Source organism: Enterobacter roggenkampii (assembly GCF_001729805.1).
Classification (GTDB): domain Bacteria; phylum Pseudomonadota; class Gammaproteobacteria; order Enterobacterales; family Enterobacteriaceae; genus Enterobacter; species Enterobacter roggenkampii.
Genome location: NZ_CP017184.1, coordinates 488,242 through 503,135, shown reverse-complemented (window position 1 = coordinate 503,135; position 14,894 = coordinate 488,242). Strand labels below are relative to the sequence as shown.

Here is a 14,894-nt window from a genome sequence, read left to right as displayed (position 1 = left end):
GGATCTCCTGAAAAGGCAGGCGCCGGAGCGCCCGCGGGTATTAAAGGGCAACCGGGAACAGCCAGCCCAGAATCATTGCGCCGAGGATAGCGCCACCGGTAATGGGCTTCTGCCAGATGTAGAACAGCAGCGCACCCAGCAGAGAACCCACGCCAATCGGAATGGAGGCGGTCATGGCGCTGAGGATAATCAACGGTCCGAGGAAGCGGCCGGAAGCGTTGCCCGCGCCCATCATCACGTCTGCGCCGTAGGTGGAGTTGCTCTGGTTGATGGTGAACTTACGCGCCAGGATGATGACGTAGCCAATCGCAAGGCCAATCACCAGGCCGGTGATCAGCGCGGCAATGAAGTTGGTCACCGGGAACATGATCCCCGCGCCCAGCAGCAGCGCCGGAACCCCGAGGCCCACGCCGGTCTGGATCGCCCCGCCGATGTCGAGAATACCGACCAGCGAGCCTTCGATAATACGGGCGAACAGGAAGCTCGCGCCGAACGCCGCCACCGCGCCGTAAACGCCGGTGTCAATTCCCGCTTTCAGCATCGCCACGAAGGCCACTTCGTTAAACGCGCCGATGCCGTAGAGGTAGTACATGTGCGTCCCGGCAAACACGCCGGAGGAGAGCAGGCCAACGAAGATCGGGAACGACCAGTCGGCATACCAAAAACCTTTATTCTGTTCCATTTAGAGGCTCCTGTTATTTACCGCTGAGCGAGTTGTGGATCATGTCGAGCCAGTTGGGCACGGTCAGATGGAAGGATTCGATCATCTTCATGTCGAAGCCGCGGAAGAAGCCGCTCAGCACGAACAGCAGAACGATCGCCGCCATCATCACTTTGGTGACGTGGTTCCAGCCGCTCTCTTCCACGCCTTTACCGATCAGGATCCCCAGCACCAGGCCCGGTACGGCGTTGCCCATAATCAGCTGCGCCGCGCCGCCAAAGATGGTGGCCCAGAAGCCCGATTTTTTACCCGCATCGATGGCCGCCAGCCAGAAGATCACCGGCATCACGGTGTTGACCAGCAGGTTCGCGGCAGGCACCAGCACCTTCACGGCGGTGACCTGAAGCGCAGCGGGCACGGAGGAGGCAGTCAGGTTAAGGAAGGTCACGACGATCATGCCGATCACGCCGCAGGCAATCGCCATTTTGCGCGGATCGTGCAGCGTTTCGCCGACGTTACGGTTTTTGATCATCAGCGCGGCCGCACCCCAGTTCGGGATGATGCGGTGGTCAACGTCCTGTGTGAAAGCCCCTGCGGCCACGGAAGAGGCCCAGGCGTTAAAGAAGAAGCCTAACCCAAAGGAGAAGTGGGACGCCGGATCCCCTTCGCAGGAGTTCAGTTCCCCCAACGTACGAAACGCGCCCATACCCTGAGTGGTAGGCGCATGAAACATGCGTGCAGCCCCGGCCCCGACACCGACGCCTACCAGGCCGCCGATGATGAGCGATTTTATTAATATAATTAAGAACATCAGTCTGCCCTTTTATGAATAATCAGCGTTGCGTGACGAAATCCACCTGGTCGAGATTGATGGCGGTCACGTTGACGGTCACATCCAGCTCCACGCTGTAGGTGCGTCTTTCCCGGCGCAGAAAGAAGAACAGAAACGCTTCTTTTCGCACCGCTTCTTGCGCCTGAACGACCTGCACATCCTGTGGCTCAATACGCAGTAAGATATGCGGTGAGGCTTTCATCACCGCGGCCTGAACGTGGTTGAGCGCGTCGGCAAAGGCGCGCGCTTTGGCGTCGCCCTTCCCCTTCACTCTCACCGTGGTTGTGAACTGTTCTTTCATGCTTATGCGCCGTATTTTTTCTGCCACGCCTGTACCAGACGCTCGCCCAGCTCTTCTTTATCCATAAAGCCAAAGCCCAGCACGTTGCAGCCTTCGTTGATGGCGGTGACGCCTTCATCCACGGAACGCATACCGTATTTGGCCTTGTAGCCATATTTGGTCTGGGCGGTGATGGCACCCGCGCCGCCGCTGCCGCAGAAGGAGATGCCGAAGGTGGCGTTTTCTGCTTTCATCACGTCACCGAGCTTCATGTCTGCCGCCATGCCCGGTACGACAACCGCGCGTCCACCTGCTTTTTCCACACCGGCCGCCACTTTCTGACCTTTACCCAGGCGATCGCCAATCACGACTGTAATCTGTTCCATGTGTTGCTCCTTAAAGGTTGTCTTTCGCGACTTCAAAGTGAACGGAGAGCAGCCAGGCCTCTTCATCTGGAAGGTTGCCAAACTGCGCCACCACTTCACGGGCAAGCCGCATTGAATCCGGTGAAATTTCGTCAAACAGCTCTGCTTCAACCTCCGGCAGCGGCTCGCCGGTCACGGACCGGTGCGCCATGGCGCGCACGTGGGAAGTAAGCATCTGCTCCTGTACCGCATTGGGGATGATGTTGTTCCGGGCCAGCAGGGCATAAACCTGCTGCAGCATGGTGTTCGCGAGCTGTTCTGTTTGCTCTGCCTGTTCCCCAACGTCGTTCATTACCGCTCCGTTAATCACTGGTCTTACCCCGTTAATGGCTCTGGAATAAAACTAACGTTGGGGGGGAATTGTTTGTAGCGAGTTGTTTTCCACTTCGAAGTGGAAAGGGGAGCCGCAGCAGTGATCTGTGCCACATAAATACGGTGAATCTGGATTAATCACGGCATTTGCGTGATGAATATCACGTATTCCAGCGGCAAAACGCGCGCCGGGGAAGCGAAAACGTTCAGGCGTGGTGACGCAAAAATGTGATGGCGATAGGGTTTACTTATTACCGCGCAAAAAAACGGGGGCCACTGGCCCCCGCTGATTATTTGTCAGATGCGCGATCGGTTAACGGTATTTCTTGTGATACGTATTACGGGTCGTCACAAACTGCTCGGCCGCCGCCTGGGCTTCCTTCACTTTGCCTTCGTTAGCGAGCTTCAGCGCGCCGTCGATCTGGCCGACCAGCACGTCAAAGCCGTGGCGGTAGTCTTTCATCTCTGCACTGTCTGCCGCTTTGCTTTCCAGTTTAGGAGGCGTCGCTTTTTGTGCGTCCAGCGCCGCTTCACGCATTTTGGTCAGCGCGTCTTTCATTTCCGCCGCATTGTCGGTTTTCTGCACCACCTTCAGGTTTTGCCCGAGGATGCCCATGTCGTCTTCAAGATCGGCAGCAAACGCAGAAGAGCCAAGAACCAGCGTTGAAGCCGCGACGATCGCTAACAGATGTTTACGCATTGCTCACTTCCTTTTTTATTATTAACAAAACGCTATCTCTATTGTCCGGCGATTTTCATTTCCGGGAGTAATACAGAACCACACTGTATATTGCTGCGTGTTTCAATATCGTTACCGACCGTAACGATATTGCGCCACATATCCTTCAGATTGCCAGCGATGGTAATTTCGCTCACCGGATACTGGATTTCGCCGTTTTCAACCCAGAAGCCCGCCGCGCCGCGAGAGTAATCGCCGGTGATGCCGCTGACGCCCTGACCCATCAGCTCGGTCACCACCAGACCGGTGCCCATCTCTTTCAGCATCTGCTCAAAGTTGAGGCCCAGCCCGGCAATGCGCCAGTTGTGAATGCCGCCCGCGTGCCCGGTGCTTTTCAGCCCCAGCTTGCGCGCGGAGTAGTTGGTCAGAAGCCACTGGGTCAGAATGCCGTCTTTCACGATGTCACGACGCTCCGTGCGCACGCCTTCGCTGTCGAACGGCGTGGAGGCCAGGCCTTTCAGCAGGTGCGGATGCTCTTCGATGGTGAGCCATTCCGGCAGGATCTGCTTGCCCAGCGAGTCGAGCAGGAAGGTCGATTTACGGTACACCGAACCGCCCGCGATAGCGCCCACCAGATGGCCAAACAGACCGGTCGCCACTTCGTTGGCAAAAATCACCGGGGCTTTCATGGTGGAGAGTTTACGCGGCGACAGGCGAGACAGCGTGCGTTCGGCGCACGCTTTACCCACCCACTCCGGAGACTGCAAATCCCCCAGCGCGCGGCCAATGGTATAGGCGTAGTCGCGCTCCATGTCACCGTTCTCTTCGGCGATGACGCAGCTGGAGAGCGAGTGGCGGGTAGAGCAGTAGCCCTGCAGCATGCCGTGACTGTTGCCGAAGACTTTGATGCCGTAGTGGCTGTTAAAGCTGCCGCCTTCGGTATTGGTGATGCGCTTGTCGGCCTGCAGGGACGCCTGCTCGGCGCGGGCAGCCAGCTCAATCGCTTCGTCCGGCGTCACTTCCGCCGGATGGAACAGGTCGAGATCCGGCGCGTCAAACGCCAGCAGATCTTTATCCGCCACGCCGGCGTAAGGATCCGGTGAGGTGTAACGGGCGATATCCAGCGCGGCCTGCACCGTACGGGCGATGGCATCCGGACTGAGATCGGTGGATGACGCACTGCCTTTGCGATTCTGGTGATATACCGTGATACCCAGCGCGCCGTCGCTGTTGAATTCAACATTCTCCACTTCGCCATAGCGGGTGCTCACGCTAATGCCGGTGGTTTTGCTGACCGCCACTTCGGCGCCATCTGATTTTTCTGAAGCAAGCATCAGCGCGGTGGAGACGGCTTCTTCCAGAATCTTACGCTGCGCTTCAACTTGTGAGGTTACTTTCATCGCAAATGCCATACTGTAAGAGAGAGTTAACTGAAGTCTAACAGAGAACCGTTTTTCAGTGCGCGTCTTAACTGGTAACATTAGCCTCTTTTTTTAAGGAGCCTGACATGACTAAGCAGCCCGAAGACTGGCTCGACGACGTTCCCGGTGATGACATCGAAGACGAAGATGATGAGATCATCTGGGTCAGTAAAAGTGAAATTAAACGTGACGCCGAAGAGTTAAAACAGCTTGGCGCGGAAATGGTAGAACTGGGTAAAAACGCGCTGGATAAGATCCCGCTCGACCAGGATCTGCGCGATGCCATTGAACTGGCACAGAAAATCAAAAAAGAAGGCCGTCGTCGCCAGCTTCAGCTTATCGGGAAAATGCTGCGTCAGCGCGATGTTGATCCGATCCGCCAGGCGCTGGATAAGCTGAAAAACCGCCACAACCAGCAGGTTGCGCTGTTCCATAAGCTGGAGCAGATCCGCGATCGTCTGATTGAACAGGGTGATGACGCCGTACCGGAAGTGTTGAACCTGTGGCCGGATGCCGACCGCCAGCAGCTGCGTTCCTTGATCCGCAACGCGAAGAAAGAGAAAGAAGGGAATAAGCCGCCGAAGTCTGCGCGCCTGATTTTCCAGTATCTGCGCGAGCTGTCTGAGAACGAAGAGTAATCCGTTCCCCTCACCCCGGAGGGGCGAGGGGGAAAAGAACGTAGGCCCGGTAAGCGCTAGCGCCACCGGGCTTTTTTTTACGCCTCGGCGGCCGCTTCCGCTTTCTTCGCCAGCCCGTCCAGCAGCTTCTGATGGATCCCACCAAAACCGCCGTTGCTCATCACGAGAATATGGTCGCCGGGCTGAGCGGCTTTCACCACCATATCCGCGAGCGCATCCACATCCGCGCTCCAGTGCGCAGGCTGGATGCAGGCATCGGCCACTTCCGCCACCTGCCACGGAATATGCTGCGGCTGCAGCAGGAAGACTTCATCGGCACGTCCTAACGACGGCGCGAGATCGTCTTTGCAGATGCCCATCTTCATGGTGTTCGAGCGCGGTTCCAGCACCGCCAGAATGCGCGCGGTACCGCCAACTTTGCCACGCAGGGCGGCAAGCGTCGCCAGAATGGCCGTTGGGTGGTGCGCGAAATCGTCATACACGGTGACGCCGTGGGCTTCACCGCGCAGCTCCAGACGGCGGCGGGCATTGATAAACGAACCCAGCGCATTCGCCGCATCCGCAGGCTGAACGCCCACGTGACGCGCTGCCGCAATCGCCATCAGGCCGTTGTGCATGTTGTGTTCGCCCACCAGGCCCCACTTCACCTCGCCCACTTTTTCGCCGTCGAGCAGCACTTCCCACTCGGAGGCATCGGCGTTGAGTTTCTTCGCCTGCCAGTGGCCCTGCTCGCCCACCAGCTCCTGCTCGCTCCAGCAGCCCATTGCCAGGGTCTGCTTCAGGTTGATGTCGTTTTCCGGCAGGATGATGCGGCCCTGGCCCGGCACGATGCGCACCAGGTGGTGGAACTGTTTCTGTATGGCTTTCAGGTCGTCAAAAATATCCGCGTGGTCAAACTCAAGGTTGTTGAGGATCAGCGTGCGCGGGCAGTAGTGCACGAACTTGGAGCGCTTGTCGAAGAACGCGCAGTCATACTCGTCGGCTTCGATCACAAAGAACGGGCTGTCCCCCAGGCGCGCAGAGACGTCGAAATTACCCGGTACGCCGCCGATGACGAAGCCCGGCTTGTAGCCGCAGGCTTCGAGGATCCAGGTCGCCATGCCCGCGGTGGTCGTTTTGCCGTGAGTACCGGCAACGGCAACCACCCAGCGGTCGCGCAGGACGAAGTCATGCAGCCACTGCGGGCCGGACATGAACGGAATATTGCGTTCCAGTACCGCCTCAACGCACGGATTGCCGCGGGTCATGGCGTTGCCAATAATCACCAGGTCCGGCTCGGGATCCAGCTGGCTGGCATCGTAGCCCTGAATAAGAGAGATGCCCTGTTTCTCCAGAAGTGTGCTCATTGGCGGATACACATTGGCGTCCGAACCTGTCACCTCATGGCCCAGCGAGCGCGCCAGCATTGCCAGTCCGCCCATGAAAGTGCCACAAATCCCCAATATATGAATGCGCATACGTCACTATCCTTCTTCAATGTGGCGCACATTTTACTCACATGTTAGCGGCTGTGAAACGCATTTCAGGTAAATCCGTATGTTGCTGGCGCGATTCACCTCTGCGCTACTATTTGAATATTTGTTAAGATTGTTGGGCTTTAGTCGTTTTAGTGAACATACAATCGCTCTACTCACAAAGATGCAGGGAAAGTGTTATGAAAACGTTAGGTGAATTTATTGTCGAAAAGCAGCACGAGTTCTCTCATGCTACCGGTGAACTCACTGCTTTGCTGTCGGCAATAAAGCTGGGCGCTAAGATCATCCACCGTGATATCAACAAGGCCGGTCTGGTCGATATCCTGGGTGCCAGCGGTGCCGAGAACGTTCAGGGCGAGGTTCAACAGAAACTCGATCTGTTCGCAAATGAAAAACTGAAAGCTGCACTGCGCGCGCGCGACATCGTTGCGGGTATCGCCTCCGAAGAAGAAGATGAAATTGTTGTTTTCGAAGGGTGTGAACACGCGAAATACGTTGTTCTGATGGATCCGCTCGACGGCTCCTCCAACATTGATGTTAACGTTTCTGTCGGTACCATTTTCTCCATCTACCGCCGCGTCACGCCTGTTGGCACGCCGGTGACCGAAGAAGATTTCCTGCAGCCGGGCATTAATCAGGTTGCTGCCGGTTACGTCGTCTATGGCTCCTCCACCATGCTGGTCTACACCACCGGTTGCGGCGTACATGCCTTTACGTACGATCCTTCCCTGGGCGTTTTCTGTCTGAGCCAGGAACGCATGCGCTTCCCGGAGAAGGGCAATACCTACTCCATTAACGAAGGTAACTACATCCGCTTCCCGAACGGCGTGAAGAAGTACATCAAATTCTGCCAGGAAGAAGATAAAGCGACGCAGCGCCCGTACACGTCCCGCTATATTGGCTCTCTGGTCGCGGATTTCCACCGTAACCTGCTGAAAGGCGGCATCTACCTCTACCCAAGCACCGCCAGCCACCCGGACGGGAAGCTGCGTCTGCTGTACGAATGCAACCCGATGGCGTTCCTGGCCGAACAGGCGGGCGGTAAGGCGAGCGACGGTAAAGAGCGTATTCTGGAGATCGTGCCGGAAAGCCTTCACCAGCGCCGTTCGTTCTTCGTCGGCAACAACCACATGGTTGAAGACGTTGAACGGTTTATCCGCGAGTACCCGGACGCGTAATCCCTCTCTTCAGGGGAGCCGATCCGGCTCCCCTGTTCATTTATATATTTTACCGTATAAGTGTTTATAAAAAACACGCTTTAATATTCGCCACTGCTCCTGCATTATTTCCATAACAGTTTGACAGATATTTCGTGGAGCAGAAACGCAATGAAAAATTATTCCCGTGCTAATACCGGCATTGATTTAAATCTTATCCCTGTATTTATTGAAATCGTCCGCTGCGGCAGCATGGCAAAGGCCTCTTTGCGTCTGGAGATGTCACGCCCTGCGGTGAGTCTGGCATTAAAGCGTTTTAATCAACTCTTTGATGAGCCGTTATTTCTCCGCAAAGGCTTATATCTTGAGCCGACGGAAAAAGCATTAGCCTTAACCAGCTCGCTGGAAATATTAATGGGCGAAATTCACGATAATATCGGGGCGCTTAATTCCGGAAGGAATAAAACCCCGGCACAGAACGTACCGGGGCTGGGTAATATTATGCCGCGTTCTGAGTCGTCACTTTGAATGATGACATAGCTTCCATCAGCTGACGCGACTGCTCCTCAAGGGAGCGGGTCGCGGCGGAGGATTGCTGCACCAGCGCCGCATTCTGCTGCGCGGTTTCATCCATCTGGTTTACCGCAATATTCACCTGCTCAATGCCGCGGCTCTGCTCCTGAGACGCGGTCGCAATCTCACGCATCAGTTTGGTCATGCGCAGCACTTCTGTTGCGATCTCATCCATCGTTTCGCCCGCCTGCTGGGCCAGCTCGCTGCCCTCGTTAACGTGGGTTTGCGAATCACTGATAAGAGAACGAATCTCCTTCGCCGCGTCGGCGCTGCGGCTGGCCAGGTTTCGCACCTCGCCCGCGACGACGGCAAACCCGCGCCCCTGCTCGCCCGCGCGCGCCGCCTCTACGGAGGCGTTAAGCGCCAGGATATTGGTCTGGAAGGCAATGCCGTCGATCACGCTCAGGATGTCAGCGATGCGCGCCGAGCTGCCGGAGATATCGCGCATTTTTTCAATCACGTAGCAGACCATTTCGCTGCCGTGATCGGCCGTGTCGGACACCGACTTCGCCAGCTGGTGCGCCTGCTCGGCGTTATCGGCGTTGAGCTTCACCGTGGCGGTGATCTGTTCCATGCTCGCCGCCGTCTGCTCCAGCGACGTGGCGGTGGATTCCGTTCGCTCGGCGAGATCCCGGTTCCCCAGCGTCAGCTCGCGGCTGCCGGTGTCAATCTGCGCGCTGGCATCGCGTACCCGCAGAACCGAGTTCATCAGCGACTGACGCATCTCCTCAATGACCGCGTTAAGGCGGTTAAACTCCTGGCTCGCGGGCGCGGCCAGCGTATGGGTTAAATCGCCCGCCGCCACGTTCTCCAGCTGAGCAATCGACGCCGAGAGCGGCTTGAGCAGCATATGGCGCAGCGCCAGCCAGGCCAGCACGATAATGCCCGCCGTCAGCAGCGCGGCGACGATAATCAGGATCAGGACGCGGGTTTTGCTCGCCTGCACGGCGCTCACTTCCGCCTGACCTCGCGCTTCGCTCCATTTCTGAAACGCCTGCATGTCGTTATCAAACGCTGACGCCAGCGGGATCAGCGTCTTCTCCAGCAGATCGTAATACCCGTCCGCGCTCTGGTCGTTGAGGGTTTTCAGCATCGGGTTGATCCCCTGCTGGTTATACGCCGCCAGGCTGGCTGCCACTTTATCGAGCAGCTGCTGCCCCTGCTCGTCAGCCACGCCGCCGTCGATCACGCCCTTCAGCGTTTTCTGGGCCAGGGCAACTTCCTGATTGATGTTTTTTACCGCGCTGGCCGCATCGTCCAGCATGCCGATTTCCATCATGCGGACGGCCTGACCCGCTTCATTGCGCGCGCGGAGGATCAGCGTATAGCCTGAATTAAGCTGCACCATCTGCTCACCCTGAAGGTGATTAATGCGCTGCAGCGAAGAAGAACTCTGTGTGAGGGCATAAATGCCAATGCCGCTGACAATCAGCAGCAGAAGGGTCATAACGGCCAGTAAAGAGAGCAAGCCGGTACGAATCGATAGCGTTTTCAGCATGATATTATTTCCGGTAGCGAGATATTTCTGGGCATAAAAAAAGAGTATCGGCCGCTACCGGAAAATGTTTAGACTTTCAGCATGTTATCGCTCTGTTACCGATGTGTTCACGCGGGTAACAGGCGAGCTTTGACGGTTCTCCCAGAGCACCGTCAGGCCGCGCTGCAGGGCAATAAAAATAAACAGCAGAATGCCGATGGCGATCTTCGTCCACCAGGAGCTGAGCGTGCCGTCAAAGTTGATATAGGTCTGGATCAGCCCCTGAATCGCCACGCCGAACAGCGTCCCCAGCACCGTCCCCACGCCGCCGCTGAGCAGCGTGCCGCCGATGACCACAGAAGCAATCGCATCCAGCTCCACGCCAACGCCTGCAAGGGCATAGCCCGCCTGGGTATACACCGAGAAGACGATCCCCGCCAGCGTCGCCAGGCCGGTCGAGAGCATATAAATGCGGATGGTGGTGCTGCGGGTCGAGATCCCCATCAGGTTGGCCGACGTGGCGTTGCCGCCAATAGCGTAAACCTGATTGCCAAACCGGGTACGGTGGGCGAGGAAGATGCCAATCACTACCACGCCCAGCATCAGCAGCCCCATCGCGCTCAGGCGGCCGCCGCCGGGGATTTTCCACGCCAGGCTGGAGAGCGTGTCGTACACCGGATGGTTAATGGGAATCGACTCTTCCGACACCAGGTAGCTCACCCCGCGCAGGAAGAACATCCCCGCGAGGGTAATGATAAATGCCGGAATTTTTAACGCGTCGATCAGCAGCCCCATAAAGGCGCCAAACGCACAGCCCATCGCCAGCACCAGCGGAAACGCCACCAGCGGAGAGATGCCCCAGAAGCCGATCGCTTTCGCGAGGAACACGCCCGTAAACGCGATCACCGAGCCGACGGAGAGGTCGATCCCGCCGGAGAGGATCACAAAGGTCATGCCGACGGCGATGATGCCTAAAAAGGCGTTATCGGTCAGGATATTGCAGATCACGCGCGTCGAGGCAAACCCCGGGAACTGGGTCAGGCAGTAGAGATAGCCCAGCACAAACACGCCCAGCGTGATCATTAACGGTAAATTACGTTTTATCATGGCCACGGATCCCCTTAATGATGCTGACAAAGCGCGGCGACTGGACGATCAGCACGCAGAGCACGACCACCGCTTTCACCACCTGGTTGAGTTCCGGCTGGAATCCCGAAAGCAGGATCCCGGTGTTCATGCCCTGAATGATCAGCGCGCCGATCGCCGAGAGCAGCAGGTTAAAGCGCCCGCCCATCAGCGACCCGCCGCCGATCACCACCGCCAGGATCGCATCCAGCTCCAGCCAGAGCCCGGCGTTGTTGGCATCGGCTCCGCGAATATCCGCCGCGACGATCACGCCGGCGATGGCGGCGCAAATACCGCTCAGCACGTAGGTCAGCATAACCATCAGCCGCGTGTTGACCCCGGCGTTGCGCGCGGCGCGGATGTTGATCCCGACGGCCTCAATGAACATGCCCAGCGCCGTTTTGCGGGTGAAAAGCCAGAACACCACGAGCGTCACCAGGGCAATCATCACCGGCGTCGGGAAGAACAGAAGGTTGCCGCTGCCGAGCCACGCCAGGCTCGGGGAGTTAAAGGTGACGATCTGCCCGGACGTAATCAGCTGCGCCACGCCGCGCCCGGCCACCATTAAAATGAGCGTGGCGACAAAGGGCTGGATTTTCAGCACCGCCACCAGAATGCCGTTCCATAATCCGGCCAGCACGCCAGTGCCTAAGGCTGCAAGCAGGACCACCGGCAGGCTATGCCCGGCCACGGTCATGGAGGCTGCCGTGGCCCCGGCGATAGCCATCACCGCGCCGACGGAGAGATCAATCCCGCCGGTGGCGATGACCAGCGTCATCCCGATGGCCAGCAGCGCCACGGGCGCGGCGCGGTTTAAAATGTCTATCGGGCTGCCAAACAGGCGGCCATCCTGCACGATAATCTGGAAGAAATGCGGCGCGACCAGGCTATCCACCAGTAAAACCACCAGCAGCGCCGCGATTTGCGGCGTGCCGGTCGGCCAGCTGAAGCGGCGCTTTGACTCACCGGTTTGCGAAAGCGAACGGGACATCACGATTCACTCCTTATGCCGCGATGGCATTCATGATCGCCGGAACGGACAGCTTATCCAGCGGGATCTCTGCCACCTGTTTACGATCGCGCATGATGATGACGCGATCGGCATAGCCCACCAGCTCTTCCAGCTCGGACGAAATGACCAGCAGGGCCAGACCGTCTGCGCACAGGGTTTCGATAAGCCGGATAATTTCGGCGTGCGCCCCTACGTCAATGCCGCGGGTCGGTTCGTCGAGGATCAGGAACTGGGGTTTGGTCAGCAACCAGCGGGAGAGCAGCACTTTCTGCTGGTTACCACCGGAGAGGAACTCGATGGGCTGTTCCGCGCTCGGGGTGCGGATGCCGAGCTGGCGGATAAAGCGCTCAGCAATGGCGTTCTGCTCTTTGCGTGGGATCGGCCGCAGCCAGCCGCGCTGCGCCTGAAGCGCCAGAATGATATTTTCCCGCACCGAGGCGGCGGCAATAATGCCGTCCGTTTTCCTGTCTTCCGGGCAGAAGCCCACCCCCAGGCAGGAGGCCTGATGCGGCGATCGCAGGGTTTGCGGTTTGCCCTTGATCAGCGCGCTGCCGCTGTCGGCGGGCTTGATCCCGAAGATCACCTCGGCGGTCTCGGTACGCCCCGAGCCCAGCAGGCCCGCCAGCCCGACAATTTCGCCCGGCCGCACCTCAAGGTTAAACGGCGAAATGACCCCTTTTTTGCCGTAATCGCTGAACGCGGCGACCGGCTTCTCGCTCAGCAGCGTGCGGCCCGCGCGCTGAAGGGCGTTGGTCTCCAGCTCGCGGCCCAGCATCATTTTGACCAGCTCGATCTGCGGCAGCTCGCGGGTTTCGCGGCAGCCGACAAAGCTGCCGTTGCGCAGCACCGTAATGCGATCGCTCACCTCATACACCTGATCGAGGAAGTGGGTAACGAAGATCAGGCTGACGCCCTGATCGCGCAGCTGGCGCATCAGGGTAAAGAGCATTTCCACCTCCTGGGTATCGAGGCTGGCGGTGGGTTCGTCGAGGATCAGCACCTTTGCCGAGAGATCGATCGCGCGGCAAATGGCGACGATCTGCTGCATCGCCACGGAAAAGCGGTTCAGCGGCTCGCGGACGTCGAGAGAGAAGCCGTAGGATTCCATCAGCTTTGTTGCCCGCGCCTCCATCTCTTTACGGCGCAGCAGCCCAAAGCGTCGTGGCTCACGGCCAATAAACAGGTTATCCGCCACCGACATATTCGGCAGCAGGTTCACTTCCTGGTATACCGTCCCGATCCCCAACTGCTGGGCATGGGCGGTGTTTTTGGGCGAAATGGCGTTGCCTTCCAGCCAGATGGTGCCGCGGTCGGCATGATAAACGCCGGTCAGAGATTTAATCAGCGTCGATTTTCCCGCGCCGTTTTCCCCCAGCAGCGCCATGATCTCCCCGCGCCGCAGGCTGAAATCAACGTTATCCAGCGCCTTTACGCCGGGGAAGAATTTACTCAAGCCCTCTGTGCGGAGGATTTCCTGGTGTTGTTCAGTGGTCATGGTTTCCCCCTGCATCAAGCCGGATGGCGCTACGCTTATCCGGCCTACAAAAGAGCGTATCGTAGGCCGGGTAAGCGCAGCGTCACCCGGCATGTTCAGACAGGCTTAGTAGCCCATATTTTTCTTCTTCTCTAACTCTTCTTTCGCCGTGTCAGGCAGGTAGAGCGTGGATTTGGTGACCGTCACTTTCTCCGGCATCGTGCCGTCTTTCTTGAATTTCTCCAGCGCGTCGAATGCCGGGCCGGCCATGTTTGGCGTCAGCTCCACGCTGGCGTTGGCTTCGCCGTCGATCATCGCTTTGTAGATATCAGGCACGCCGTCGATAGAGCCGGTGAGGATATCTTTGCCCGGCTTCAGGCCCGCTTCTTTAATTGCCTGAATCGCGCCGATCGCCATGTCATCGTTGTGGGCGTAAACCATGCAGATGTTCTTGCCGTTGTTTTCAGCCTTAATGAAGCTCTCCATCACCTCTTTACCTTTGCTGCGGGTAAAGTCGCCGGACTGAGAGCGGATAATCTTGATGTTTGGCGCTTTCGCGATGGCTTCAGCAAAGCCTTTTTTACGATCGATGGCCACGCTCGCCCCGACGGTGCCCTGCAGTTCAACAACGTTACACGGCTTGCCGTCGACCTGTTTTATCAGCCAGTCGCCAATTAGCTGCCCTTCCAGCACGTTGTTGGCCGTCACGGTGGTCATATAGAGAGATTTGTCTTTGACGTCGATGGAACGATCGAGCAGGAAGACCGGGATTTCAGCGTCTTTCGCTTCCTTCAGGACGGGTTCCCAGCCGGTCGCCACGACGGGTGCAATAAAGATGGCATCCACGCCCTGGGCGATAAAGGAGCGCACGGCTTTGATCTGATTCTCTTGTTTTTGCTGACCATCGGCGATTTTCAGGGTAATGCCGCGTTTCTGAGCTTCGCTTTTCGCCACGTTGGTTTCTGCCGCTCGCCAGCCAGATTCAGAGCCGACCTGCGAAAAACCTACGGTTAAGGGAGCGGCCATCGCCATAGACGACATGGCTGCCGAAACTGCTGTGACAAGGAGTAAGCGCTTCCACATATGAACGTCCTCGTAGGGTGAGTTATTGTTGGTTAAAAGATGTTCTGCGGAATGACTATAGCCCATGAAATATGTAACGAATTGCGTTACATCACACTTCAGAAAAGTGAATAAAACGTTAATCACAAGTTTGTAATCGTTTTCATTTCTCCATGAAAAATGCGGCTGAGTTTATGGATTTTTCTGTCATGGAATCGGTCTGAAAAGTGGGAAGAACGTGGAGAGAAGGCGAAAACAGGCGGAGACATTCAGCGCGAGTTGGCTATAATA

At 57.5% G+C, this 14,894-nt stretch carries 16 protein-coding genes; 3 read left to right on the top strand and 13 right to left on the bottom strand.

The features are described 5' to 3' along the window. Nucleotides 1-40: 40 nt before the first annotated feature. From BFV67_RS02365 to pmbA, 7 genes are all read right to left on the bottom strand, one after another. Nucleotides 41-682: a DUF4310 family protein gene (locus BFV67_RS02365; RefSeq protein WP_008501407.1), complete on the bottom strand. Its 642-nt coding sequence runs from the start codon at nucleotides 680-682 to the stop codon at nucleotides 41-43. 13 nt (nucleotides 683-695) lie between these two features. Beyond that, a complete protein-coding gene (locus tag BFV67_RS02360; protein WP_008501408.1) occupies nucleotides 696-1,472 on the bottom strand; it encodes a DUF4311 domain-containing protein in 777 nt (258 codons plus the stop codon). A 22-nt stretch (nucleotides 1,473-1,494) separates the two neighbouring features. Beyond that, the gene (locus BFV67_RS02355) at nucleotides 1,495-1,794 is read right to left on the bottom strand and encodes a DUF4312 family protein (RefSeq protein WP_006810338.1); all 300 of its coding nucleotides are present in this window, start codon (nucleotides 1,792-1,794) and stop codon (nucleotides 1,495-1,497) included. A gap of 2 nt (nucleotides 1,795-1,796) precedes the next feature. Then, the gene (locus BFV67_RS02350) at nucleotides 1,797-2,159 is read right to left on the bottom strand and encodes an SFCGS family glycine-rich protein (RefSeq protein ID WP_006810339.1); all 363 of its coding nucleotides are present in this window, start codon (nucleotides 2,157-2,159) and stop codon (nucleotides 1,797-1,799) included. 10 nt (nucleotides 2,160-2,169) lie between these two features. Beyond that, entirely contained in the window at nucleotides 2,170-2,508 is a 339-nt protein-coding gene (locus BFV67_RS02345; RefSeq protein ID WP_025911967.1) for a glycine dehydrogenase, read from the bottom strand. A gap of 315 nt (nucleotides 2,509-2,823) precedes the next feature. Further along, on the bottom strand, nucleotides 2,824-3,210 hold the full coding sequence (gene cybC / locus BFV67_RS02340) for a cytochrome b562 (protein WP_008501412.1): 387 nt from the start codon (nucleotides 3,208-3,210) through the stop codon (nucleotides 2,824-2,826). Between the two features lie 38 nt (nucleotides 3,211-3,248). After that, nucleotides 3,249-4,601 carry a metalloprotease PmbA gene (gene pmbA, locus BFV67_RS02335; RefSeq protein WP_069597798.1) on the bottom strand — a complete coding sequence of 451 codons (1,353 nt, stop codon included), beginning with the start codon at nucleotides 4,599-4,601 and terminating at the stop codon, nucleotides 3,249-3,251. Between the two features lie 95 nt (nucleotides 4,602-4,696). Between pmbA and yjgA the strand changes: the two genes are divergently transcribed. After that, nucleotides 4,697-5,248 carry a ribosome biogenesis factor YjgA gene (yjgA, locus tag BFV67_RS02330; RefSeq protein ID WP_008501414.1) on the top strand — a complete coding sequence of 184 codons (552 nt, stop codon included), beginning with the start codon at nucleotides 4,697-4,699 and terminating at the stop codon, nucleotides 5,246-5,248. 77 nt (nucleotides 5,249-5,325) lie between these two features. Here the strand turns inward: yjgA and mpl are convergent, their stop codons facing one another. Then, a complete protein-coding gene (gene mpl / locus BFV67_RS02325) occupies nucleotides 5,326-6,705 on the bottom strand; it encodes a UDP-N-acetylmuramate:L-alanyl-gamma-D-glutamyl-meso-diaminopimelate ligase (protein ID WP_025911962.1) in 1,380 nt (459 codons plus the stop codon). Between the two features lie 197 nt (nucleotides 6,706-6,902). Here mpl and fbp point away from each other — a divergent pair, with 197 nt between their 5' ends. After that, on the top strand, nucleotides 6,903-7,901 hold the full coding sequence (fbp, locus tag BFV67_RS02320; protein WP_008501416.1) for a class 1 fructose-bisphosphatase: 999 nt from the start codon (nucleotides 6,903-6,905) through the stop codon (nucleotides 7,899-7,901). Nucleotides 7,902-8,051: 150 nt separating this feature from the next. Continuing rightward, nucleotides 8,052-8,408 carry a helix-turn-helix domain-containing protein gene (locus tag BFV67_RS02315; RefSeq protein ID WP_008501417.1) on the top strand — a complete coding sequence of 119 codons (357 nt, stop codon included), beginning with the start codon at nucleotides 8,052-8,054 and terminating at the stop codon, nucleotides 8,406-8,408. On the opposite strand, the gene BFV67_RS02310 is transcribed toward BFV67_RS02315, so the two are convergent. The 5 genes from BFV67_RS02310 to ytfQ all read right to left on the bottom strand — a co-directional run bounded on the left by BFV67_RS02310 (nucleotide 8,380) and on the right by ytfQ (nucleotide 14,624). Further along, nucleotides 8,380-9,951, bottom strand: coding sequence for a methyl-accepting chemotaxis protein (locus BFV67_RS02310; protein ID WP_021240693.1), 1,572 nt, complete (start codon nucleotides 9,949-9,951; stop codon nucleotides 8,380-8,382). The two genes, BFV67_RS02315 and BFV67_RS02310, sit on opposite strands and share 29 nt — an antisense overlap. A gap of 84 nt (nucleotides 9,952-10,035) precedes the next feature. Further along, entirely contained in the window at nucleotides 10,036-11,037 is a 1,002-nt protein-coding gene (yjfF, locus tag BFV67_RS02305) for a galactofuranose ABC transporter, permease protein YjfF (RefSeq protein WP_023293434.1), read from the bottom strand. Then, a complete protein-coding gene (ytfT, locus tag BFV67_RS02300) occupies nucleotides 11,024-12,049 on the bottom strand; it encodes a galactofuranose ABC transporter, ATP-binding protein YtfT (RefSeq protein WP_021240695.1) in 1,026 nt (341 codons plus the stop codon). The genes yjfF and ytfT overlap by 14 nt, the downstream gene beginning before the upstream one ends. Before the next feature lie 10 nt (nucleotides 12,050-12,059). Continuing rightward, nucleotides 12,060-13,562, bottom strand: coding sequence for a galactofuranose ABC transporter, ATP-binding protein YtfR (gene ytfR, locus BFV67_RS02295; protein ID WP_008501421.1), 1,503 nt, complete (start codon nucleotides 13,560-13,562; stop codon nucleotides 12,060-12,062). A 105-nt stretch (nucleotides 13,563-13,667) separates the two neighbouring features. Next, nucleotides 13,668-14,624, bottom strand: a complete 957-nt coding sequence (gene ytfQ, locus BFV67_RS02290) for a galactofuranose ABC transporter substrate-binding protein YtfQ (protein ID WP_021240696.1) — start codon at nucleotides 14,622-14,624, stop codon at nucleotides 13,668-13,670. Nucleotides 14,625-14,894 lie beyond the last annotated feature (270 nt).